The organism is Bradyrhizobium canariense, assembly GCF_018130465.1.
GTDB lineage: Bacteria > Pseudomonadota > Alphaproteobacteria > Rhizobiales > Xanthobacteraceae > Bradyrhizobium > Bradyrhizobium canariense_C.
The window spans coordinates 561,410-585,372 of record NZ_JAFCKJ010000001.1 but is presented as its reverse complement, the minus strand read 5'-3'; the positions used below and the strand labels follow the sequence as shown (position 1 = coordinate 585,372).

The 23,963-nt window shown below is 62.1% G+C and carries 18 protein-coding genes and 1 tRNA gene; 10 read left to right on the top strand and 9 right to left on the bottom strand.

Going from position 1 to position 23,963, the window contains the following annotated elements; translation table 11 throughout:
- Window positions 1-35 precede the first annotated feature (35 nt).
- The gene (locus JQ591_RS02470; RefSeq protein ID WP_211394466.1) at window positions 36-839 is read right to left on the bottom strand and encodes an MBL fold metallo-hydrolase; all 804 of its coding nucleotides are present in this window, start codon (window positions 837-839) and stop codon (window positions 36-38) included.
- Window positions 840-1,031: 192 nt separating this feature from the next.
- Between JQ591_RS02470 and JQ591_RS02465 the strand changes: the two genes are divergently transcribed.
- The gene (locus JQ591_RS02465; protein ID WP_211394465.1) at window positions 1,032-2,234 is read left to right on the top strand and encodes an MFS transporter; all 1,203 of its coding nucleotides are present in this window, start codon (window positions 1,032-1,034) and stop codon (window positions 2,232-2,234) included.
- Window positions 2,235-2,244: 10 nt separating this feature from the next.
- Here the strand turns inward: JQ591_RS02465 and JQ591_RS02460 are convergent, their stop codons facing one another.
- Entirely contained in the window at window positions 2,245-3,858 is a 1,614-nt protein-coding gene (locus tag JQ591_RS02460; protein ID WP_211394464.1) for an acyl-CoA synthetase, read from the bottom strand.
- A 224-nt stretch (window positions 3,859-4,082) separates the two neighbouring features.
- Here JQ591_RS02460 and JQ591_RS02455 point away from each other — a divergent pair, with 224 nt between their 5' ends.
- The 6 genes from JQ591_RS02455 to JQ591_RS02430 all read left to right on the top strand — a co-directional run bounded on the left by JQ591_RS02455 (window position 4,083) and on the right by JQ591_RS02430 (window position 12,605).
- Window positions 4,083-5,273, top strand: a complete 1,191-nt coding sequence (locus tag JQ591_RS02455; RefSeq protein ID WP_433995197.1) for an ABC transporter substrate-binding protein — start codon at window positions 4,083-4,085, stop codon at window positions 5,271-5,273.
- Between the two features lie 515 nt (window positions 5,274-5,788).
- A complete protein-coding gene (locus JQ591_RS02450; protein WP_211394462.1) occupies window positions 5,789-6,760 on the top strand; it encodes an ABC transporter permease in 972 nt (323 codons plus the stop codon).
- 40 nt (window positions 6,761-6,800) lie between these two features.
- Window positions 6,801-7,817 carry a sugar ABC transporter substrate-binding protein gene (locus JQ591_RS02445; RefSeq protein ID WP_211394461.1) on the top strand — a complete coding sequence of 339 codons (1,017 nt, stop codon included), beginning with the start codon at window positions 6,801-6,803 and terminating at the stop codon, window positions 7,815-7,817.
- Window positions 7,818-7,894: 77 nt separating this feature from the next.
- Window positions 7,895-10,018: an ABC transporter permease gene (locus tag JQ591_RS02440; RefSeq protein WP_211394460.1), complete on the top strand. Its 2,124-nt coding sequence runs from the start codon at window positions 7,895-7,897 to the stop codon at window positions 10,016-10,018.
- Window positions 10,015-11,112 carry a hypothetical protein gene (locus JQ591_RS02435; RefSeq protein ID WP_211394459.1) on the top strand — a complete coding sequence of 366 codons (1,098 nt, stop codon included), beginning with the start codon at window positions 10,015-10,017 and terminating at the stop codon, window positions 11,110-11,112. The genes JQ591_RS02440 and JQ591_RS02435 overlap by 4 nt, the downstream gene beginning before the upstream one ends.
- Entirely contained in the window at window positions 11,109-12,605 is a 1,497-nt protein-coding gene (locus tag JQ591_RS02430; protein WP_211394458.1) for a sugar ABC transporter ATP-binding protein, read from the top strand. The genes JQ591_RS02435 and JQ591_RS02430 overlap by 4 nt, the downstream gene beginning before the upstream one ends.
- A 9-nt stretch (window positions 12,606-12,614) precedes the next feature.
- Here the strand turns inward: JQ591_RS02430 and JQ591_RS02425 are convergent, their stop codons facing one another.
- From JQ591_RS02425 to JQ591_RS02415, 3 genes are all read right to left on the bottom strand, one after another.
- The gene (locus tag JQ591_RS02425; RefSeq protein ID WP_211394457.1) at window positions 12,615-13,103 is read right to left on the bottom strand and encodes a DUF2059 domain-containing protein; all 489 of its coding nucleotides are present in this window, start codon (window positions 13,101-13,103) and stop codon (window positions 12,615-12,617) included.
- Between the two features lie 46 nt (window positions 13,104-13,149).
- Complete coding sequence (locus JQ591_RS02420; RefSeq protein WP_211394456.1) at window positions 13,150-14,367, bottom strand: OpgC domain-containing protein; 1,218 nt, start codon at window positions 14,365-14,367, stop codon at window positions 13,150-13,152.
- A 311-nt stretch (window positions 14,368-14,678) separates the two neighbouring features.
- Window positions 14,679-17,735: an ATP-binding protein gene (locus tag JQ591_RS02415; RefSeq protein WP_211394455.1), complete on the bottom strand. Its 3,057-nt coding sequence runs from the start codon at window positions 17,733-17,735 to the stop codon at window positions 14,679-14,681.
- A 263-nt stretch (window positions 17,736-17,998) separates the two neighbouring features.
- Between JQ591_RS02415 and JQ591_RS02410 the strand changes: the two genes are divergently transcribed.
- Window positions 17,999-18,493, top strand: a complete 495-nt coding sequence (locus tag JQ591_RS02410) for a hypothetical protein (protein WP_211394454.1) — start codon at window positions 17,999-18,001, stop codon at window positions 18,491-18,493.
- A 359-nt stretch (window positions 18,494-18,852) separates the two neighbouring features.
- The gene (locus JQ591_RS02405) at window positions 18,853-19,692 is read left to right on the top strand and encodes a hypothetical protein (RefSeq protein WP_211394453.1); all 840 of its coding nucleotides are present in this window, start codon (window positions 18,853-18,855) and stop codon (window positions 19,690-19,692) included.
- 213 nt (window positions 19,693-19,905) lie between these two features.
- Here JQ591_RS02405 and JQ591_RS02400 read toward each other — a convergent pair whose 3' ends face one another.
- The gene (locus tag JQ591_RS02400) at window positions 19,906-20,658 is read right to left on the bottom strand and encodes an SDR family NAD(P)-dependent oxidoreductase (RefSeq protein WP_211394452.1); all 753 of its coding nucleotides are present in this window, start codon (window positions 20,656-20,658) and stop codon (window positions 19,906-19,908) included.
- Window positions 20,659-20,751: 93 nt separating this feature from the next.
- Between JQ591_RS02400 and JQ591_RS02395 the strand changes: the two genes are divergently transcribed.
- Entirely contained in the window at window positions 20,752-21,063 is a 312-nt protein-coding gene (locus JQ591_RS02395) for an ArsR/SmtB family transcription factor (RefSeq protein ID WP_211394451.1), read from the top strand.
- A gap of 300 nt (window positions 21,064-21,363) precedes the next feature.
- On the opposite strand, the gene JQ591_RS02390 is transcribed toward JQ591_RS02395, so the two are convergent.
- The 3 genes from JQ591_RS02390 to JQ591_RS02380 form a co-directional block, all read right to left on the bottom strand.
- Window positions 21,364-21,801, bottom strand: coding sequence for a hypothetical protein (locus JQ591_RS02390; protein ID WP_211394450.1), 438 nt, complete (start codon window positions 21,799-21,801; stop codon window positions 21,364-21,366).
- A gap of 26 nt (window positions 21,802-21,827) precedes the next feature.
- Window positions 21,828-23,408 carry a P-loop ATPase, Sll1717 family gene (locus JQ591_RS02385; protein WP_211394449.1) on the bottom strand — a complete coding sequence of 527 codons (1,581 nt, stop codon included), beginning with the start codon at window positions 23,406-23,408 and terminating at the stop codon, window positions 21,828-21,830.
- Window positions 23,409-23,722: 314 nt separating this feature from the next.
- Window positions 23,723-23,799: transfer RNA gene (locus JQ591_RS02380), tRNA-Met, on the bottom strand.
- Between the last annotated feature and the right edge of the window lie 164 nt (window positions 23,800-23,963).

Sequence of the window (23,963 nt, the reverse complement as noted above, 5' to 3'; positions counted from 1 at the left end):
GTGGACCAGCAAGATAAATCCGGTCGCGCGCCGGCTCAGCCGATGGCAGCAATGTAGCGCTGAACCGACGCCGCGAATGCGGCCTTGGCGCCTGCGGCGATGTTGCGACCCCACCAGGCGCCGTAGATGCGGTCGAAGGCCAGCGGCTCGACGGCAGCCGCAATCCGTCGCACCGCGGCGGCATTGAGCGGCGTGTAGTTCGGATAGGAGTACATGAAGCTGACGAAGCGGCGGTCCATCGTCACCTGCGCGATATCGCCGGTGAGCAGCGCACCCCTGCCGTCCGCACCGCGCGCATGATGCAGCATGGTGGCGCCGGCGAAATGACCGCCGGTGCGCAGGAGCAGCAACTCGCCGGAGATGCGATGGCTTTCGCCGGTCCAGTGCACGATCGAGGAATGCGGACGCGTCACCCATTGGCGATCATCGGCGTGCAAATAGACCGGTACCCCGCCGAACGCCTCGCTCCAGTCGGCGAGCGCGCCGTAGTAATGCGGATGCGAGATCGCAATCGCCTTCAGCCCGCCGAGTGACCGCACATGCGCGATCGCCTCCGGCGTCGCCAGCGGTACGCAGTCCCACATCAGGCAGCCGTCCGCGAGTGGCACCAGCAGCGCCCGCTGGCCGATGGCAAAGCTGGGTTCGAGCGCGATGCCGGTCAGGCCGAGATCGTCGCGCCAGACCAAGCGGTGACGTTCCGAGAGCGCCTCGCGCGTGAGGAAAGTCTGCCCCTTCCAGCCGACGAATTGGCGCTCGTCCTCGCAAATCGGACAGGACGCGGGCGGATTTTCGCCATCCGGGAATTGCGCGCCGCAGGTTTCGCAGGTCCAGGGGGGCATGCCGTACTCCCAACAGAGACGATCCAACTTCAATAAGGACTGGCTGGCCATGACCGCAAGGCCCCACCGCCCGGGCAACGCCTGGAACCAACCCGATCAGCGCTCGTTAAATTCTCGTCCGCGCCAGAACGATTGGCCGAAAGGATCATGTCCCACCCGCCGGATTCCGGCTGAGACCACGTTTTGGTATCGATGACATCGCGGCCCCCCTCCTCGTCCCGTATCTGGCCCCTGTTCGCTCTCAACTTCTTCATGGCCGACATGCAGTCGGGCATCGGCCCTTTCGTCGGCGTCTTCCTCCAGGAGCGCGGCTGGGCGAGCGGGTTGATCGGCACCGCGATGACGATCGGCAATGTCGCGGGCATGCTGATCACGACGCCGATCGGCGGCTTCATCGATTCCAGCCGCAACAAGCGCATGTGGGTCGTCATTCCCGGCATCTGCGTAGTGCTCGCGTCCGCGATCATCCTGATCTCGCAGAATTTCTGGGCAGTGACGTTCTCGCAGGTCGCACAATCGCTGGCGAGCGCCGCGATCGTGCCGGCGGTAACCGGCATCACGCTCGGCATCGCCAAGCAGAAGGGCTTCAACGCGCTCAACGGCCGCAACCAGGCGTTCAACCACGCCGGCAACATGGTCGGCGCAGCGCTGTCGGGCTATCTCGGCTACAAATACGGTTATTTCGCCGTGTTCGTGCTGGCGGCAATGTTCGGCGCCATTGCGATCGCCTGCGTGATGATGATCCCGGCCAAGGCGATCGACGATCGCGCCGCGCGCGGCAGCAAGGAGGACGATTTCGACAGCGCGCCGGATGCGCTCACGATGCTGCTGAAGCACCGCGCACTGCTCGTCCTGGCACTGGCGCTCGCGTTATTCCATCTCGGCAATGCCGCCATCGTGCCGCTCTATGGCCTGGCGGCGGTCGCCGAAGGCCAGGCCAACGGCCCGAGCTTCGTCGCGACCACCGTCGTGATCGCGCAGGGCGTGATGATTATCACGTCGCTGATCGCAATGAAGGCGGCGAGCAAGCGCAACTATTGGCCCGTTATCCTCGTCTCTTTCATGTTCCTGCCCATCCGCGGCGTGCTCGCCTTCTTCGTCACGGGATGGTGGGGCGTCGTGCCGATGCAGGTGCTCGACGGCATCGGCACCGGGCTCCAGACGGTTGCCGTCCCCGGCATGGTGGCGCGCTCGCTCAACGGCAGCGGCCGCATCAATCTCGGCCAGGGCGCCGTGATCACCGTGCAAGGCATCGGCGCGAGCCTCAGTCCCGCGCTTGGCGGCTGGATCGCGCAATGGATCGGCTACGGCCCGACCTTCCTGCTGCTCGGCGGCTTCGGGCTCGCCTCGATGGCGCTGTGGCTGGCGTTCGGCGCGGCCGTGAAGAAGTATTGAGCCGCGAACTTCACGTCCCAAAATTCTTCTGGATCGCCTTGTCGAGTGTTTCGCCGCCGACGAAGCGCTGGCGCAGCTCGCGCTTGAGCAGCTTGCCGCTCGGGTTCTTGGGCAGGGCATCGACGAAGATGACGCGCTTGGGCACCTTGAAATGCGCCATCTGGCCGGCGCAATGCTTGATGACGGACTCCTCGTCGAGCTTCTCGCCGCTTTTGACCACGACGATCGCAGTCACCGCCTCGATCCAGCGCGGATCGGGCAGGCCTACCACCGCAACCTCGGACACTGCAGGGATGCGATAGACCATCTCCTCGACCTCGCGGCTCGCGACGTTCTCGCCACCGGTCTTGATCATGTCCTTGACGCGATCGACCACGGTGATGTGGCCCTCTTCATCGACGGTGGCGAGATCGCCGGAGTGAAACCAGCCGCCGGAGAACGCCGCCGCCGTCTTGACGGGATCGTTGTAATAGCCGGAGAGCAGATGCGGCGAGCGGTGCACGATCTCGCCCACCTCGCCAACCTTCACATCCTCCATCGAAGTATTGACCACGCGGGTCTCGACATTGAGCACGGGCTTGCCCGCCGAGCCGGCCTTGCGCAGCTGGTCCGCAGGGCCCAGCACGGTCGCGAGCGGCGCGATCTCGGTCTGGCCGTAGAAATTCCAGAACTTCACGCTGGGCAGGCGGCGCTGGAGCTCGAGCAGCACCTCCACCGGCATGATCGAGGCGCCGTAATAGCCCTTCTGCAAGGTCGACAAATCCGTCTTGTCGAAATTGGGCGAGCGCAGCATCGCGATCCAGATCGTCGGCGGCGCGAAGAACGACGTGATCTTGTGCGTCTGGATCAATGACAGAATGTTGTCGGCGGTCGGCTTGCCCGTGATCACGCCGGAGGCGCCGAGATAGACTTGCGGCCCCAGGAACACGTCGAGCTGCGCGCAATGATAGAGCGGCAGCGCGTGCAGGAATTTGTCATCCACGCTCATGCCGCCGTCGATGATGCAGCTGACATACTGCCACATCACCGCTTCATGGGTCAGCATCGCGCCCTTGGGCAGCGACTCCGTGCCGCTGGTGTAGACGATCTGCGCGAGATCGCGGCTGTCGACGGACGCCTCGAGGTACGAGCCATCGGGGCTGAGCAGATCGTCGAAGGTGGTGAGGCCCCCGGGCGCGGACGTCGGATCCTCACCCGGCAGCCAGATCATCTTCTCGACCGCGCAATCCTTGGCCGAAGCGGCCTTCGCCGGCTCGACGAAATCAGGACCGGCCGCAAGCAGCTTTGCGCCGGAGCTTTTCAGGATGAAATTGATCTCGTCCGGATTGAGCATGAAGTTGATCGGCACCAGCACCGCGCCGATCCGCGCCAACGCGAACCGAAGCGCCGCAAAGGCGTGCGAATTGCGCGAGAGCACGGCGAGACGGTCACCCTTTTTCACGCCGAGGCCAACCAGGCCGCGGCCGAGCCGATTGCAGATCGCGTCCATCTCGGCAAACGTCCAGCTCACATTGCCGCAGCTCACCGCGAGCTTGCCCGGATCGCGGCTGCCTGCGCGGCGCAGGAGGTCGCCGATGGAATGCTCGCGGGCCTTCGAGATGGTGGCTGCGATGTCGCCGGTCATTTCCGTCCCCCGAATTTGTCCTTGGCGTGAGCGCCGCCCTGAGCACACGTCAGGTCATGGCATTCACGCGCTTCTTGTCTTTGCGGAAAGCGTAGTCGGCGCGGCCGGCCGCGTCAAATCAGCGGCGAGCGCGGCGCCGTTACGCAAGAATTGACGCTTCAGGGAGGCAAATCTGGCCCCGCGCACCAACGATAAAATTTGGGGGAAATGCCATGTGCCGGATTATGCGTGCCGCGTTAGCGGCCGGATTGACTGCGTTCGTAATCAGCCCGTCTCTCGCCCAGCAAACGCCGCTCAAGATCGGCGTGCTCTCCGACTTCTCTTCGGTCTATTCCGACATCGGCGGCCAAGGCAATGTCGAGGCCACCAAAATGGCGATCGAGGATTTCGGCGGGCAGATGTTCGGCAAGCCGATCGACATGGTCAGCGCCGATGTGCTGAACAAGCCCGACGTCGCCTCCACCATCGCGCGAAAGTGGTGGGAGACCGAAGGCGTCGACATGATCATCGACCTGCCGACATCGGCCACTGCGCTCGCGGTGATGGAGCTGTCGAAGCAATACGAGAAGATCATGATCGTGACGGATGCGGCAAGCTCCGACATTACCGGAAAGTCCTGCTCGCCCTACACCGCGCACTGGACCTACGACACCTACGCCAACGCGCACACGGTCGGCAGCGCCATCGTCAAGAACGGCGGCGACAGCTGGTTCTTCCTCACGGCGGACTACGTGTTTGGCCATTCGGTCGAGCGCGACACCTCAGACGTGGTGAAGGCGGCCGGCGGAAAGGTGCTCGGCAGCGTCAAGCATCCGCTCAACACCGCGGACTTCTCCTCGTTCCTGCTGCAGGCCCAGGCCTCCAAGTCCAAGATCATCGGGCTGGCGAACGGCGGCGGCGACACCATCAACGCGATCAAGCAGGCCGGTGAGTTCGGCATCGTCGCCGGCGGACAGAACCTGGCTGCGATCGTGATGTTCATCTCCGACGTGCACAGCCTGGGCTTAAAGCTCGCGCAGGGACTGATCATCACCGAGGCCTATTACTGGGACCTCAACGACAAGACCCGCGCCTTCGGCAAGCGTTTCATGGAGCGCATGAAGCGCATGCCGACGATGAACCAGGCCGCGACCTACAGCGCGACGCTACATTACCTCAAGGCCGTGCAGGCCGCCGGCACCAAGGACACCAAGACGGTGATGGCCAAGATGCGCGAGCTGCCGGTGAAGGACGCATTCACGGACAACGGCACACTCCGCGAAGACGGCCGCATGGTGCACAGCATGTATCTGTTCCAGGTGAAGAAGCCCGAAGAATCCAAGGGCCCGTGGGACTATTACAAGCTGCTCACTGAGGTCCCTGCCGACCAGGCCTTCCGTCCGCTGAAGGACGGGGGCTGTCCGCTGGTGAAGTGAACTTGCGACCGTCTTGGACCCGCTTCCCTCCGCGGGCGGGTCCAAGACATTGCATCCCACGGAAAAAGGCGCGCGAGCGCTCTCTCAGAAATACTGGCCGGCCCCCTTTCCGGGCAGCCACGCTCTGCGCTAGGAATGACGACAAGGGCGCAAAGCCCACGCCTGGATCAATAACAACGCCAAAAGGTCCAGGAGGAAATTTGGGGAGGCAGCGTGAATCTCGCGCGCCGACGACCTTGGACGAACGCGGTCTCGACAGAAGCGCTGTGCACGCGCAGGCTGGAACGTCATCGCGCCTCGATCCGCGTGCAAAAGCCGCGGATCGGCGCACTCAACCTCAGGAATAAGCATCAATCCGCGGCTTGCAGGACCGCGACTTCGCGCGCGCCAAATGCTGTGCGCCGCCTCGTGATTGCTGCGTTTCGGAGCGGAAACCACACGAACCGCTGCGCCGCCGGGGCCCGTTCGAGACCGAGACATTTGGCGCATCCATCGCCCGCAGGAAAGACCAGGTCATGAAGCGCTTTCGGTTCAATCAGCAGGAGATCGTCTTCGCCGTCTTCGCGTTGCTGTTCCTTGTCTTTTCGATCTTCCTTCGGGGTTTTCTGACGGCAGACAACATGCTGACGCTGCTTCAGAACGTATCCGTGCTCGGCATCCTCGGCCTTGCCATGGCGATCGTCGTGATCGGACGCGGCATCGACATCTCGCTGATCGCGGCCCTCGCCGTGCCTCCGGGGCTGGTGTTGCAGATGGTGCAGAACGGTCACTCGCTGCCGGCCTCCCTGCTGACCGCCGTGCTGCTGACGATCGCCTTCGGCCTCGTCAACGGCTGGCTGATCGCCTATGCCGAGGTCCCCTCGCTCTTTGCCACCCTCGCAACGGGCCTTCTCCTTGCCGGTCTCGGGCAGGCCGCGCTGTTCCAGCTCGACGTGGTGCAATGGAGCCCCGGCATGGATGGCTTCGAGCGGCTCGGACAAGGCACCATTCTGGGCATTCCGACGTCGATCGTGATGTTCGCGATCGCGTGCATCGTCGTCGCTTTCCTGCTGCGCCAGACGCGCTGGGGCGCCTATATTTATGCGATCGGCGACAATCCCTATGCCGCGCGTGTCACCGGCATTCCCTCCCGCCCGATCATCGTCCTGCAATATGTCGTCGCCGCCCTGATCGGTTGCTTTGCCGGCCTCGTGATGGCCGCATCCGTCAATTCGATGCCGACCCGCATCTTCAACTCGACGCTGATCTACGACGTCATCCTGGTCGTCGTGCTCGGCGGCATCGGGCTATCAGGCGGCCGCGGCGGCGTCCTGAACATCGTGATCGGCACACTCCTGATCGGTACGATGCTCAACGGCATGACCATCATGGATATCTCCTACGCCGGACAGAATCTGATCAAGGGCGTGGTGCTGCTGCTCGCCGTCATCACGGACTCCTTCCTGAACCCGCGCAACGAAGAAACGGCACAGCAGGGCGACATCTGAACCACCGATAACAACGACAATCACAACCAAGGAGGAAGCAATGAAGTATTTCGGCAGCCCGACAAGGGCGATCGTGGCCGCACTGGCTCTCGCGGCAATGACCGCACCGGCCCTGGCCCAGCAGGGCCTGGACGAGCCGTTCCAGAAGCCCTTCAAGGAAGCCCTGGCCGGCAAGACCGTGGCCTATGTTCCGGTCGCCATGAACTTCGACCTCACCGAAGGCTGGTACGCCGGACTGAAGAAGGAGCTCGAGCCGTTCGGCGTCAAGTTCGTGATCCGCGATGCCAACTGGAACACCAATGCCGGCGCGCAGGCCGTCACCTCGCTGATCTCGGAGAAGCCGGCGGTGATGGTGGTTCACAATCCGGACGTGCAGACCTACGCCAAATTGCTGCAGCGCGCCGAGAACGAAGGCATCTACGTCATCCAGATCAACATGGGCTCCGCCTATCGGAGCTCGGCCTTCGTCGGCGCCAACTGGGTCGAAATCGGCGAACGCCAGACCGAAGCCGTGGTCAAGGCGTGCGAGGGCAAGTCGAACAAGATCGCGATCGTGCAAGGCGCGCTCTCGGCCGCCGCCAGCGCCTACACGCTGAAAGGTGTCGAGAACGTTCTCGCCAAGCACCCTGAAATCAAGGTGGTGTCCAGCCAGGCCGCGGATTGGGACGCCGCCAAGGCCAAGGCGATCACACAGACCGTGCTGAAGCAGAATCCCGATCTCTGCGGCATCGTCGGCTTCTGGGACGGGATGGATATCGGAACGGCAGCTGCCGTCAAGGAAGCCGGTCTCACCGGCAAGGTATTCGTCGCGACCTCAGGCGGCGGCGAACGCAAGGGCGCCTGCGAGCTGGTGAAGTCCGGCGCGTTTGATCTCGACATGAGCTACGACGTGCCGACCCAGGCGGCGCAGATGGCCGGCACGATCAAGTGGCTGCTGTCGTCGGGCGTCAAGCCCGGCTCGATCAAGGGCTCTGAATATACGACGCTGATTCCGATCACCAAGGAAAACGCCGACAGCCAGACGTCCTGCTGGAATCTCAGCGACCTCAAGAAATAGTCGTCGCGCCGCAAGACCCAAACGTCCCGGACGATCTCGCGTCCGGGACGAGGTCCCGAAACCTGCAAGGTCCTGGAATGCCGATGCGCGACACCCTGACAAGCCTGCGTTACCGCTACTGGCCCGATCATCTGCTCGGCGAAATCCTGTCCAAGCGATGGACCGAGACCGCCATCCCGGTGATCCTTCTCCTGATCATCGGCCTCGCGCTCAGCCGATCCATCGACAACTTCCTGTCGCCGGCGAGCCTCGCCGACACCGCGCGTCAGGCCGGAGAGATCGGCTTCATCGCGCTCGGGCTGGCGCTGGTGGTCATCGTCGGCGGCATCGATCTCTCCGTCGGCTCGATCTTCGCGCTGACGGATTTCTGCGCGCTCTATCTGCTCGACGTGCTGGGCTGGCCGGTTCCGGCGGTGGTCGTCGCCACGCTGCTCTGCGGCGCGCTGCTCGGCGCGGTCAACGGTGTGCTGATCGGATATCTGCGGCTGCGCGCCTTCATCACCACGCTGATCACGCTGATCATCTACCGCTCGACCTACGATCTCCTGATCCAGCGCTACTCCAATGCCATCGCGTCGGCGTTCCCCGACATCCCGTCCTGGGATTTCATTGGCGGCGGCTCCGTCTTCGGCATTCCGACCGTGGCGCTGGTCTATGTCGTCATCGCCATCTTCGGCCATATCTTTCTGACCCGCTTGCGGCCGGGCTGGCACATCACCGCAATCGGCGGCTCGCGGCGCTCGGCGTACAATTCCGGCATTCCCGTCCGCCGCACCATCGCGCTCTGCTACGTCGCAAGCGGTGTGCTGACCAGCATCGCCGCGCTGTTCTTCGCGTCCCGGCTCGGCACCGTCGGCGGCGACATCGGCGTCGGACTCGAGGTGATCGTGCTGACCGCGACCGTGCTCGGCGGCATCACGCTCGGCGGCGGCAAGGGCTCGGTCGCCAAATCGGCGGTCGGCGTGCTGATCGTGCTGCTGATCACCAATGGCCTGACGACCATGAACGCGCGCGGCGGCGTCAACCGGATGGCGCTGGCGGGCATCCTGCTCGTCGCCGCAATGGTCGATATCCGCTGGCAGAAGAACCGCACCCGCATCATCAGCAAGGTCTACGTCGCGCCCACCTATCACGCGCTTCCGCCGCCTCCGCCGACCGAGATCGGGCAAGGCGGCCCGTTCGAGCAGAACGACAAGCTGCGCAACGTCGAGCTGGTCGGCCTCGGCCGCATCGAGGCGCCGGAAGACGTCATTCTCGATCGCCACGACAATCTCTATGCGGGCTCCCGCCACGGCGACATCATGCGCTTTCTCGCGCCCGACTATCAGACGATGGAAGTGTTCGCCCATATCGGCGGCCAACCGCTCGGCATGGCCTTCGATCGCCAGGACAATCTCTACGTCTGCATCGGCGGCATGGGACTCTATCGCATCACACCGGACGGCACCGTGGAGAAGGCCACCGACGAGACCAACCGCAGCATGCGCTCGGTCAACGACGACAGCCGCCTCAGGCTCGCCGATGACCTCGACATCACCGATGACGGCCTCATCTTCTTTTCCGAGGCGACCGTCCGCTACGAAATGGACGAGTGGCCTATCGACGGCCTCGAGGCGCGCGGCAACGGCCGCATCATCTCTTACGACACCAAGACCGGTGCGACACGTACCGAGCTGCGCGGTCTCAAATTCCCCAACGGCATCGCCGTTGCCAGCGACGGCCAGTCGATCCTGTTCGCCGAGACCTTCGGCTGCTCGATCAAGCGATACTGGTTCGCGGGGGCGAAGAAGGGCAAGGTCGAGGTGGTGATGGATAATTTGCCGGGCTACCCCGACAATATCAATCTTGCCTCCGACGGCAATTACTGGCTGGCGCTAGTCGGCATGCGCAGCCCCTCGCTCGACCTCGCCTGGAAGATGCCCGGCTTCCGGCGTCGCATGGCCAAGCGCGTGCCGGTGGACGAATGGCTATTCCCCAACATCAACACGGGCTGCGTGGTCAAATTCAACGAGCAGGGCAAGATCCTCGAATCGTTCTGGGATCTGCACGGCGAAAACCATCCGATGATTACCTCGATGCGCGAGCATCGCGGCTATCTCTATCTGGGCGGCATCCTCAACAACCGGATCGGCCGCTACAAGCTCGACAACGCCGATCCGAACTTCGTCCAGTACGACAAGAGGTGGGGGAAGCCGTCGTGATCGCAGCCGTCAGGGAGTTCGCCAACCGCTTTCTCGGGCGCGGCGACGCCACCATCACCGTGCCGTCCTTCGACGGCGCATTGAAGCCCAACCAGAAGCTGGAATCCGTCGAGACCTTGCTGACATGCGAGGCGCCCGAAGACCTCGCCGTCGACGGCCCCAATCTGTTCATCGCAGACGGTCGGCGGCTGTTGTGTTTCAATGCCGGCTCGGCATCGCAGGTCCGCAGCTTCGAGCAGCCCGTCTCGGCCTTGTGTGCCCTTCCCGGCGGCGGCATTGCGGTCGCGCTCGGGGGACGCGAGGTGCGTCTTTACGCAAACCCCTCGGCCGAACAGCCAAGGGTGACATTTGCCGAGGCGGCCTTCAATGCCATCAACGCGCTGACGCTGGCAGACGACAACACGCTCATCGCGACCGACGGCTCCGCGACATGCGGCGTCGACGACTGGGCGCGCGACCTGATGGAGCTCAACCGGACCGGCCGGGTGTTCAGGCTGGATCCCGGCAGCAAGACCGTGACAGCGCTGGCTCAAGGGCTCGGCCATGCCTTCGGCGCCTGCGCGTACGGCAACGGTGTGCTGGTCAGCGAGAGCTGGCGCCACCGCCTCGCTCTCGTGACGCCGGGCGCATCGCCGCGGAGCGTGCTCGGTCACCTGCCGGTCTATCCGTCGCGGCTGGCGAAAGCTTCGGGCGGCGGCTACTGGCTCACCGCCTTCACCGCGCGCACCCAGCTCATCGAGTTCGTGTTGCGCGAGCCGGCCTACCGGCGCCGCATGATGGCCGAGATCGCCCCGGAATACTGGGTCGCCCCCCGCCTGCGCTCCGGCATCTCGTTCAAGGAGCCGATGCAGGGTGCGCACATCAAGACCATGGGTGTCATCAAGCCGTGGGCGCCGCCGCGCTCCTACGGCCTCGTCATCCGCCTCAACGCAGATGGCCAGCCGCTTTATTCGCTGCACAGCCGCGTCGACGGCGTCAATCACGGCGTCGTTGCGGCCGTCGAGATGGGCGACGATCTCGTCCTGATCGCCAAGGGACCGGGCCGTGTCCTGCGAGTGCCGCTGGCCGGCCTTGCCGAGGAGCTCTGCTCATGAGCGACATCATGCTCTCGCTGCGCAAGGCCACGAAACTCTACGCCGGCGTGCCCGCCATCGACGGGGTCGACTTCGACCTGCGCCGTGGCGAGATCCACGCACTGGTCGGCGAAAATGGCGCCGGCAAGTCGACGCTAACCAAGGTCATGGCAGGCGTGGTGACGCTGACTTCAGGCGCGATGACCGTCGATGGCGCGGACGTCGCGCCGAGGACACCGCTGGAGGCGCGCAATCTCGGCATCGCCATGGTGTTCCAGGAGAACAGCCTGGTGCCGACCATGACGGTCGCGCAGAACCTGTTTCTCGGGCAGGAGAAGTTTTATAACCGCCTGCGCGGCATCTACATCGCCGCGCAGCAGTTTTTGCAATCGCTGAATTTCGACGTCACGCCGACCGCCACCGTCGGCGGCCTTGGAGCGGCCAAGAAGCAGATGGTGGAGATCGCGCGCGCAGTCCTGCACCGCGCCAAGGTCATCATCTTCGACGAGCCGACCGCATCGCTGACGCCGGAGGAGAAGAAATACTTCTTCGACCTCGTCCGCGATCTCAAGAAGCGCGGCGTCTCGATCGTCTTCATCTCGCATGCCCTCGAAGAGGCCCTGCTGCTGGCCGACCGCATCACGGTCCTGCGCGACGGCAAGCACGTCGTGACCGACGACGCCGCCAATTTCGACCGGGCCGCGATCATCCAGGCCATGGTCGGGCGCGACCTCTCCAATACGCTCTACGGCGCGCGGAAGAGCAGCGTGCGACCAGCCGGCGCACGCGTGCTCACGGTGCAGAACCTGAAGATGGCGCCGATGGTGAAGAACAACTCACTGTCGGTATTCGCAGGGCAGATCACCGGCGTGTTCGGCCTGGTCGGCGCAGGCCGCACCGAAACGTTCAAGATCGTCTCCGGTGTGCTCAAGCGCGATTTCTTCCACGGCGGCGAGATCCTGCTGCACGACAAGCCGGTGCGCTACCGGGTGCCGGCGCCGGCGGTCAAGGCCGGCATCGCCTATGTCACGGAGGATCGCAAGGTCGAGGGCTTCTTCGAGACGTCCTCGATTGCGCGCAACATTTATCTCGGCTTGCTGTCGAAGTTTCCCAAGGGACGCATGATGCTGTCGCGGCGGGAAATCGAGAGCGTCGGCAAGACCTGGATCGAGAAGCTCAGGGTTCGCGCCATCGGCGACCACGGCAAGGTGGTCGAGCTGTCCGGCGGCAATCAGCAGAAGGTCGTGATCGCAAAATCGCTGGTGCAGGAGCCGGACCTGATCATCTTCGACGAGCCGACCCGCGGCGTCGACGTGGGCGCCATCGTCGAGATCCACGAATTGATCAACCAGCTTGCAGACGAGGGCAAGGCGGTCGTGGTCATCTCGTCTTATCTGCCCGAGATCATGGCGCTGTCCGACCGCATCCTGGTCTCGCGCCAGGGCAAGGTCGTGGAGGAATTCTCCGCGCTGGACGCGACGGAGGAGAGGATCATGTACGCGGCGATCCACTGAGGACGCGGCCTACAGCTTGTGCCCCTTCCCGCGCAGCGCCTCGATCAGGCGCTGCTTCAATTCGTCGGCAGCCTTCTGGCTGACGTCCTGGCCGATCTGCGCGCTTGCCTGCGCCAGCGCATCCGACTTCTCCAGAAACTTCTTCCCGGCCGGCTGGGCATAGAAGGCCTCGATCTGGCGCAGCTCGTCGATGCTGAAGCTTTGGGCATAGAGGGCGGCGACCTGGTCGATCATCGAGGTGAGGGCCGGGGTGTAGATCTCGGAGCCGGGTGCCGTCACCGCGTCATAGTCGCGCTCGATCTCCGGCCTGTCCTGCGCGACCACGGGCCTCAGCTTGAGCAGGAGCTGCGGCAACAGCGCGCGATATTGATCCGCGATCTTCAAGGTGACCACGAGCTTGCGCGCAGCGCTCATCGCCTCCGGCGACGGTGCTTGCGCCGATGCACCACAGATCAGGAGCAGGAGGGCGCCGGCGATCGTCAACACAAGTCTGGACATGAACGTCTCCGTTGGACCTCTCCACGACAATGCGGACCGGCGATACTCAATGACCCGCGGGCGCCGCGGCAGACCTGTCCGCAGGCGCGCTTTCCAGGACGGTGTCGGCCTCCTCGACCTCCGTCACCTTCACGAACAGGTCCGGCACCCGCTCGGCCCGGTCGAGCAGCCAGGCGGCTGCGATCATGATGACGATGCCGACGGCGGAGACCGCGAGCTGCTCCCAGACGCCCTTGGTGTATTGCGTCAGGATCCAGTGCGCCGAGAACGACAGGAATACGCCGAGGCAGAAGATCGGCAGCGAATGCTGGCCGCAGAGAATGACCGGCCGCAGCCAGGCCCCGTGCAGCACCCGCCATTTGCGCGTGACGAGATGAGTTACCCAGATCGCCAGCGCCAAAAAATGCGTGAAGCGCAGCATGTCGAGGTCGGTCTTGTCGATCGGGTAGATCGCCTTGATCATCCATTTCGGGATCAGGGCTTCGAGCGCAGGGAGGTGCCAGGTCATCACGATCAGCAGCGCGAAGGCGAGCCAGGCCGCGGCCAGCGCCATCGCCGCCTTCGACCACACCCATCCGGCGATCTTCTCGATCTGGCCGATGCCGCACCAGGCCGCGAACACGAACATCAGCTGCCAGCAGAACGGGTTGAAGTACCAGGTCGTGCCGGGCGGATAGGAGGCGATGTTCCAGTTGAACCAGCGCGACAGCACGTAGAGCACCACGGACGCGGCGAGCGTCAGGTTCGGCCGGCGCACCAGGCACCACACGATGAAAGGCGAGGCGAACACCAGCGTGATGTAGAGCGGCAGCACGTCGAGATTGACCGGCTTGTACTTCAGGAGGATCGCCTGCCCGATCAGCTCGTCCGGATGCGACAGGAAATTGAACACGTTGAACTCGTGCTCGTACATCGGATTGTCGAAGCGACGCGCGGTGCGGGCGATCTGCGCCGTGAACAGCAGGAACAGCATGATGTGGGCGACATACATCTCGACCGCGCGCCGCCACAGCCGCTTCAGCGCGGCGACAAACCAGCCGCCCGCGACGATCGGTCCGTAGATCCAGCCGACCAGATAACCGGAGATGAAGACGAAGAATTCGGCGGCGTCGCTGAAGCCGTAATTGCGCAGGGTCAGCCAGGCCACGATGTCGTGCGGGATGTGGTCGAGGAAGATCATCCACAGACCGATGCCGCGGAAGAGATCGAGCCGCAGGTCGCGCTCGACCGGAGCGAGCAGCGCTGACTGGTCCCGTGTGATCATGGCCCCGCCTCGTTCGGTGGGCGTCGCGCCGTCGCGGCGCCGAAAAATCGGATGCTAAAAAATTGAAATCAAAAGTCGACTGGTCTTGTGGCCAGGGCCGACGGTAGCCGACCTTGCTGCGCGCGCAAGGGGCATGGTCATCGGAGCGAGCCGCACAAGCGTGCCGTCTTCCGCGCTGCACCATGGGGGCCCTTCACAAAAAGGGCGAAAACAACCCCATGCACAGTAGCTAACCCCTTGCGCTGCCTGCTGGATTTATTTGACGCGTCGGGCAGATTTCGGCCGCGATGGCGACCCGGCCGCCGCTCCCGTCAGGATAGCTCGTCACCCGTCGCCAGCATCTCGTTGAGCATCGCCTCGGCCTTGTGCTGCAGCGGCAGCGCGCCGCTCTCGGCGGCGATCGCGATGGTCGCGCGCAGGGCCGCAAGGACGGCCGCCCTGGCCTTCGCATCCGTCGGCGGCGTCACCACCGCCTCGCCGAACAGGGCCTCCGCCTCCAGGCCGGAGAAGCCCTGCTGCCGCGCCGTGTTGCGCGCCTCGCGCAGCATGTTCTGCGCGGCCTGGACGTCGCCGAGACGGTGGGTGGCGAGCGCCAGGTAGATCGAGCTGCGCAGCACCGCCGAGGTATAGCCGACCGCCTTCGCCTCCTCGCGCGCTTCCGTCAGCATGCCGCGCGCCCGGTCGAACAGCCCCTGCTCCAGATAGGCCATGCCGAGGTGGCTGGCGAGCACCGGCACGAACAGCCGGATGCCGTGCTTCTGCGCCAGGACAAAACCGTCTTCGAGAATGGCCGCGGCCGCGGCCGGCTCGTTGCGGCCGAGCATCAGCCACCCGCCGCTATAGGCGGCGGCGACGCGGTCGTAGGGCCGGCCGGTCTCCTCCGCGATCGCGGCGGCCTGTTGCTGGAGCTGCTCGGCGGCATCGAGCTCGCCCATGACGGTGTGGGTGATGCTGTTCATCATGCAGCAAAGCAAGAGCAAGGATCGCGGGGTCGTGCCGATCGGGGCACTCGCTGCCGGCCCCGAGAGATAGGCACGGGTGGTGGCCAGCATCTTCTCGGCGTCATGATAGCGGCCGGTAAGAAAATAGGCCTGCCCGAGACCGTATTGCGCGAGATTACGCCAGGCGGGATTGCCCGAGCTTTCCGCCAGATGCACGACGTCTTCGCCGATCGCGACAGCTTCGACCGGCGTTCCATAGAAATTCTGCGCACCCGCTCTCACGGTCATGGCTGCGACTTTGCGTCCGACATCGTTGATCGCATCGGCTCGCCGTTCGGCTTCCCTTCCCAAATCCAGGGCTTCGGCAACGCGGCCCGATCCGGCGAAGGCCAAACGCGCCTCCATCCGGAGGTCAATCGCGTCCGCCTCTCGCGCCGGCATCAATGGGGTCTTGTCGAGCGATCCCATCGCGATCTCGAAATAGTCGACAGCGTCGGCGTAGGCCGAATGAGCCAGACATCTTCGAGCGGCGCTCCGGCCATGGTGAAACGCCTTCTGCCAGTCCTTGGCCCGCGTCGCGTGATAGCAGAGCGCGTCCGGACCATCGGCCCGTGCTTCATCGTCCTCGAGAGCTGCCAGGATGCTCGCATGGATGCTTTCGCGCACCTTTTCGACCATTGAATCGTAGGTCACTTGCCTGACCATCTCGTGACGAAATTCGAGCGAGTCCTCCAACTCGCTATCGATCCTGACGAGCAGTTCGGCCCGGTCGAGCGCGGTGAGGCAATCCTGCAGGACGTCTTCCGGCAAGGCCGCTACTTTCCGCAGCAGGGCCTGGTCTGCCCGGGGCCCAAGCGCCGCGGCGATCTGGAGGAGCGACCGTTCCTGTCGTGACACGCGATCGAGCCGTGCCGCGATCACACCCTGAATGCTGCTGGGGATACCCAGCTCATCGACAGGACGCGCAAGGGAAAGATCACCCCACTGGCCAAGGAGCATGCCGCTATCCTTCAGACTGCGGCAGACCTCCTCGATGAACAGCGGAACGTTGGCTGTATGAGAGATGATCCGATTCTTCAGGTCCGCGTTGGCGTGGGCGGGGCCAAGCATTTCCGCGAGCATCGCCAGGCCCGAATCGTCGTCGAGAGGCCGCATCGCCACGATTTCGGCGTGACAGCGCGCGATCCACACCGGCATTCCATTGGGCCGCGTCGTCAGCAGCACAAGCAAACCGGGGCATTGCAGCCTGGAGAGCGCGGCCACAACCGTATCGCTGGCCCGATCGCTCCAGTGCAGGTCCTCGATCAGGAGGACCGTGCGCTGGCGGCGGGCGACGGTTTCCACGATCGCGCAGCTTGCATCTGAAATTGCGCGGCCGCGCGCGTGAGGCTCCAATTCGTCCCATTGCGGATCGAAAATCGGCAGGTCCAGGACCGCGTCAATGGCTCGTTGCTGCACCACCGGCAACGCGTCTCTGGGATCGTCCGTCCTGGCCTGATCCCTGGCAGCTGCATCAAAGACCGACAGCAACAGGCGTTTGAGGGCGCTGTACGGAGCGCCCTGGAGATTCGGGCTGCACTCGGCATCGATCAGCCGCCAGCCGCTGCCCCGAAGGTCCTGTGCGAACTCATGTGCAAGTCGCGACTTGCCAATGCCGGCGTCCCCCATCAGCAGAACAGTCTGCCGGCTGGCAGCTACCTTTTCCGCAGCGCGCCACAGCAACGCCCGCTCCGTCGTGCGGTCGACGAAACGGGAAACGCTGCGCGCACGTCGGACCCGCCAGCTCGAGAGATCGCTTGCGCCCATGATCCGGTACACGGACATGGGCTCGCCAAAACCGCGGAGCGTCTTGCGGCCGAGGAAATCAAAGCGCACGTGCCCGTCAGCGAGCTGCTGGCAGGCTTCGGAAACATAGATCTGGTTCGCCTCGGCCGCGGCTTCCAGCCGCGCGGCCAGATGCTGGGCGGCCCCGCCGATTTCGTAGACCTTGGAAAATTCGCTGGCGACCATGTAGGCCACCACGTGGCCCGAGTGCAGGCCGACCCGGACCTGAAGTCCCGAATCGCCCAGGCTGCCAACACGCCGGACAAGCTCGATGGCCGCGTGGCAGGCCAGCGGCGCATGGTTGTCGTCGGCGATCGGGGCTCCGAATACAGCGGCCAGCCCGTCACCCAACTCCTTGCTGACGATGCCGCCGAACTGGCGCACCGCGCCTCTCATCGCAGCAAGAGCGGGCTCAAGGCGCGACACCGCTTCCTCCGGCTCCAGTTCGGCAACAAGACCTGTGGAATCGACGACGTCGGCGCGCAGAATCGTCACAAACCGTCGTTCGCTGTCGGGATCGACGCGCTGGCGCACCGCCACCCCGCATTTGGAGCACCAGCTGTCGCCCGGACCAATCGCAGACTGACACGCGAAGCAATGCATTCCAGCGCCTTCAACAACTGCCTTGGCAGTCTTACCCCAGCCCCCGTGAGGCGTTCGACCCAACAATACCTATAGGAAAGTGCATGGCAATCGGGCTTGCGACATACGCGACGCTACGGGATGGAGGCTCTCTGGACGAAGTACATTCCTGAGTGGTAGCGTCGACTGCGCACAACAAATCGCGTGATCGGCCGTAGCGTAACGCGTATTTTCGGCCGCCCCGCTAGAGATTTTGACAAACAGACATATCGAGGAAAGAGGCGATGGCCGGACTGGTATATAGCGGCAAGGCATTTCGAGACTTGATGAACAGCAATTACTATCCCTTGGCGAATATGAAAAAGAGCGTCGCGAAGCTCAAGGCATCCGACGACATCGACCTGCCGACCCTGGAATACGGCCAGTACCACCTGATTTTGAACCCGGCATCGAACTGGCCGCAAGGAAGCGCCAAGTACTGGCACAAGGAGAAGGGCCGAGCCCGCGTCGACCTCAGCACCCAGCCGAACACGATCCCTCTGTCCAAGGATGAGCCCGGCGTCATCCCCCTGACACGATGCGATCTGCTCGATGCCTGCGTCCGGAAATGCTTCAACTCCGAGCCGCCGATCCCGATGAAGACGAAGATCATCACCCACGAAGCAAGCGACGCTTTCGCGCACCGGCACGAGATCCGGCTGGAGTGGGAATACAAGAAGGGCGAGGACAAGGCGCCGACGCTGCTCTATCTGACGATGGTCTGCCCGCACCGATCCTGAGCTTCGGCCGCCTTTGGCTCGATCGGGATTGTTGTCATCGCCTCTCGCGCGCCTCGGCACGCGGGAGGCGATTTTCTTTTGGGCGGTCTGCAGCGAGATCGCCGCTGTCAGCGCTGCGTCGGTCGAGGCTGTCGCCGCAGCCGCAATGTGTCGCGCCTGCCCGGTCTGTTGTCGCGGGGTCGTCGTACAACGATCCGCCGCGACTTGCGGTCAGAAAACTTCCTTTTCCGCATCGGGCATCCACAAATTGGACGCTACGCAATCTTGCGACGACAAATCTTTTGTGAAATGATGCACGCTTTAGTTGCATCTACTATTTCTTTTTTTGCTCAAGCAATTTATTCGGAGGAAGAACTTTCATGGCCCTCTTCGGCATCGATACTTCTGGTATTGCCACCCCGGCTTTAAGTGCACAGGCGGCTCCTCTCATCGGTGGCCCGCCGAAATTCTGGGGGAGATATTTCAACGGCACCTCGTCAACCGCCTATCAATACGAGACGTCCGAGAACGCGGTTCTTCATCAGCTTGGAATTCCGGTGCTCTGTCTGGCGCGGCAAATGAAGTTCGTGGGCGACCCCACCCACGCCGCAGCGCATGCGGGGCGAAACATGAAGGGCGTCGTTGATGCGTTCGGCGCACAATACCTCGTGAGCAAAAACCTCTCGCCGATCCTGTATCTCGACCTGGAGCCGGAGGGCAAAAACCCGGCTTACATCCTGGATCAGCAATATTACGCGACCTGGTCTGCCACTATCATGGCGGGCCTCCAGACTCCACAGGGCCTCATCCGCTTTCGTCCAGCGGTCTACCTCAATCAGGGCGACAGCGAGACGTCATGGCTCAGGATCAACGACGCCTGTGCCGCCGGCGCCGCTTGTGTCGGCGTGTATCCCGCGCGCTATATCCGCCAGAATCCACACGACAAGGCCTCACCACCGCCGCCCTCGAGCGCGCTCACCTGGAATGACCACGACCGCACGCCCAGCCCCAATCCGATTCCGCACGGCCACGCCAACGCGAACATCCCCGTCATCGCGTGGCAGTATTACGGCGACTATCCGAAACACTGGGCGCCCGGCCATGATGACCCGGTCCACGATGACCCGGTCGGAGGCGACATCGACTTCGATATGGTGAACCCGGCGTATGAGGACCTGGTGCGGTCGGGGCTTGTGCTGCCGCCGGCAGGAGCGCCGTGAGGGAGTTGATCTTTGACAAGGCTTGGCAGGTCCGCTGCGCCGGGGCCATGGCCCAATGCCAGCATGGTGTGCTGCTGACTTTGTTCAGCCGGATCAGATGCCGCCAGAGTGCACTTAAATCGTGGTGACGGCCATCCGATCGAGCGGTGGCGAGGGTCGCGACTGTCGTGACGCCTCGCCGAAGCACTCAACTTTGTCGGAACACGCCACGCGTCAGCGCAGGCCGCCCGTCACATGCAGCGTCTCGCCCGTGACGTAGGACGCGTCGTCCGACGCGAAGAAGGCCACCGCGGCCGCGATCTCCTCGACCTTGCCGATGCGGCCGAGCGGGGTGACGGATTCGATCCAGTTGCGCATGTCACCCTCTTGCAAGCCGGCCGAAACAACGCCTTCGGTGGCGATCATGCCCGGATTGACGGCGTTGACGCGGATCTTGCGCGGCGCCAGCTCCTTCGCCAGCACGGCGGAGATCGCATCCACCGACGCTTTGGTCGCGGTGTAGACGGCGGTGTTCGCCGGCGCGATGGTCGATACGCCGGAGCTGATATTGATGATGCTTCCGCCATTGGCGTTGAAGTGTTTCGACGCTTCACCCGAGACCAGCAGCAGGCCAAGCACGTTGAGGTCGAAATGCTTGTGGAAATGCTCAGGCGTGATGGCCTCGAGCGGGGCGAATTCGTAAATGCCCGCGTTGTTGACCAGGATGTCGATCGCACCGAACGCCTTCACGGTCTCTGCGACCACGCTTTTCACGTCCTTGGCATCGGCCAGGTTGCCGTGGACGGCGACGGCTTTGCCACCCTTGGCGACGATGGCGGCGACCACACGGTCGGCGGCCTGCTTGCTGGAGCTGTAGTTGACGGCGACCGCCGCGCCATCTGCCGCGAGCCGCGCGGCGATTTCGGCACCGATGCCTTTGGATGCGCCGGTCACGAGCGCAACTTTTCCTTCAAGTCTCTTGGTCATCGCATGTCTCCGTTGTTCGGCGGGCGCCGATATTCGATAGTTCGATACTAGTGAACTATTGAATGAGTTCAAGGGAGGTGCTATATTTTAGGCATGGTGCAGTTCGTTCACCCACCGAGGGACGAGATCACACTGGCCGGGGTGCTCGCAGCTCTCGCGGATCCCATGCGGCTGCGTATCGTCAAAAGCCTGGCCGCGCAAAACGATTGCATGTCGTGCACCGAGGCGGCGCCTTGCCCCGACATGGCCAAGTCGACCCTGTCGAACCATTTTCGCATCCTGCGCGAGGCCGGCCTGATCCGGACCTCAAAGCAAGGCGTCCAGCACCGCAATGTTTTGCGCGAGGAGGACATCAACGTGCGGTTTCCGAAGCTGCTGAAGATGATTTTGAGTTATCCGGAGTGAAGGGATTATTCTATTTTTGGCCGGAGACTATGGTGACAGGCTTCCCGCAACGCGAGGACGAACCCAAGTCCTTCCCAGCACTCGCCAAGACCGCGCAAAAAAGGCTGCCGATCGGTAGCACGTCGTCAGGGCTGTTGGACCCGGCGGCAAGCTCGACGCCTGCTACGCGGTCGACGATTTCCTGCCGAACGGTGTACAGTCGGCGACGACGTGCAATTTGCGGAGTTCGTGGGGAATGGGACGAAGATCAGGTTTCGTTGGGGCGGCGCTGTCGAGCCTGATTGGGCGTAGGCGAATTAGTCAGCAAAATTTTTGAGCAACTAGCCTAACTAGGCTCAGCATCTCGTCGAATAGAATATCTCCAAAGCCATGCAATAATTCTCCCAACGCAGCTACCGCAAGCGAGCGAATCAGAATTTTATATCGGGTCCTATCTATATTGAACGACAAATCGCTCAAGAACTTGCCAACCACGGCATCCTTCTCGTCGGAAAAAATGACTCTCTCGTCCAGGATCTTTTCTACTGAGGCTTTCTTTTGCGCGACCAGTTCAGGCATTCTGCTCTCATAAACGAACTGAGCCAGCGTTAGCGCAAGCGAGCAGACGACTAGAAGCGCACCAAAGCGGTTGATCCACTCGTGGTTTCCTGACTGTACGGCCAAGAGCAAGCCAGAAGCCAGAACCACCGCCACGATATATTTGTATGACCAAAGATAACGTTCAACATCGACTGCCATAGCAATAATGACTCGCGACAATCTTTTCAGGTCTCGTGCAATCGAAAATCGGACCCCCGAGGCAAGATCACCTTCTCATCAGCTATCTCCACATTATAAATCCTTGAGAACATCGGGTGAATGCAAAGGGTATCTTTGTCTCCGACATTCAGCTTGTACTTGGAGTTGAATTCAAATCGGGCAACAGAGTAGGTCGACGTACTTTCCGCTTCGATATGCAGACCTATGGCTCCCACCGAAAACATTAAGCGCCGAAACTCCAAAAAACCATTTTTGATCGGCTTCCCATTTGAATGTTCCATAAATGCCTTGCCGCTTTCATTGAAAACTGCATGCAGTCTTCCAATCGGGAAACTCCGTCGAAGACGAGGCATAACTACATCGAACATTTCCCTCACATTGGGGTAGAGCGATTGAAACATTACCAAGACAGCTCTCGTGTTGACGAACTCAGAGTCTTCTATGCCCTTAATGATCTCGTGATCTCCAAACTTCTCTTGAAATAGATCTGTCCCTCTTCGCTTGGAACGAAGAGTGATGTTATTCAAGATCGTAAGCAATTGACGAGGCAGTAGCTGTGTGTGCCGAAGGATGTAATTAAACGTGTCCTCTTTACCGCCCACAGAATTAGTAATTGTCTCGGGCAGATAACGCAGCCAAAAAGCTTTTAGAATATTTCTTTCAGCAATTTTCATATCCCGAACGAGGTCGTATTCGTCAGGATCATGAAGCGCAAGGAACAGCTTAAGCCGTTGGGCAGCCAGATGCATCAGTTCTGCTGCATTCCAATGCAAGAACTGCCTCCTGTGCAGGTCCTTGTCTGGTCGAAAAAGGAAGCTATCCAGGTGATCGAAAATTTCGGCTGGGAGACAAAGCTTAATATCAAGAGGCGCACGCCTGCTGTTGATTATGTCGCCTGTAGCAGCGCACAACCCAGCTAGAACAGCGTTTTGAGCGTCCTCCAACTTGTGCCGTTCGATATTATCAAACGCAACCATACAAGTCAGTGATCTTTCGCGCAAAAACGCCTCAAGCAGACCAATGAATTCGTTTGGGGTGATTGCGCCCTGGTTTTCTTGGCCGATGTCCTCGCTATTGATGTAGCTCCGAGCCGCAGCTGGAAGCGCAGAAAAGAGTTCTGCATTGGTTGCCTTAATGTGTCTTCCGACCAGCAGCCAAACACGCCGCTTCCACTGCATAGCTAGAATTTCGATCGCGGGAATAGTTCCACGCTTAGCGCAAGCTGCCTCCAAGCTATCGACTTCTACAGGCGTATCGACTTCGATATAGATGTCAGGCACCGCAAGCAGCGTTTTTGCTGTAAGATGGTAGCGGCCTCGATAGTCTCGTCCATCTTCGCTTTCGAGTTCGTCGTTCAAGAATCTTTTGCTTCGAAATGCACTCAGCAGCGCACTTTTTCCCGAACCTCGGCGACCGACAATTACTTGGGATCCGTTCAATAGCTGCGCAAAGGCTGAGTTGTTCCAATCGAACAGAGCCGCCGCGCATTGTGGCTCTACTATCTTGTCCGCCTCGGGGGGGCCGAAGGGTTGCTCTTCTCGAACGTATTGTATCAGCGACTTCCGAAGGGCCAATGGAATATGCATGCAATTCATCTCGTGCGATATTAGGCAGGAAATTGAACGTCGCAAAGCGGCATGTTCACATAAGAAACAACCTCAGATCAACATAAGAATTTTGGAGGGTATTTGATCGCCCCCTTTGAGCTAGAGAAATTGGTTCTCTCAAAGCCTGGAATTACGCTCAACTTGGAGCTTCGCCTCGTCGGGCCAGTTGGCGGTCGCACTCGTCTGAGCAGATGACGCTGTGACCTGAGTGAGTCGGCGATCACCACCCCCAAAACAAAAATGGCCCGCGTGAAGCGGGCCATTTTCGGATCGGGACCGGTAAAGTCCGAACTTGGTTGCGGGGATAGGATTTGAACCTATGACCTTCAGGTTATGAGCCTGACGAGCTACCGGGCTGCTCCACCCCGCGTTAAACCGTTGCTTTGCCTTCGCCAAAATGCCGGGGACGATGGATGAGGGCCGGCGCTGTTCGCGTGGCTTGCTCTTACGTCCCAAAGGCGTCCTTGGAAGGCAACCCCGGGCAAAGCCCGTCGGGTGCGAGGGGTATGTACCAACCCAGGCTGCCTTTGGAAA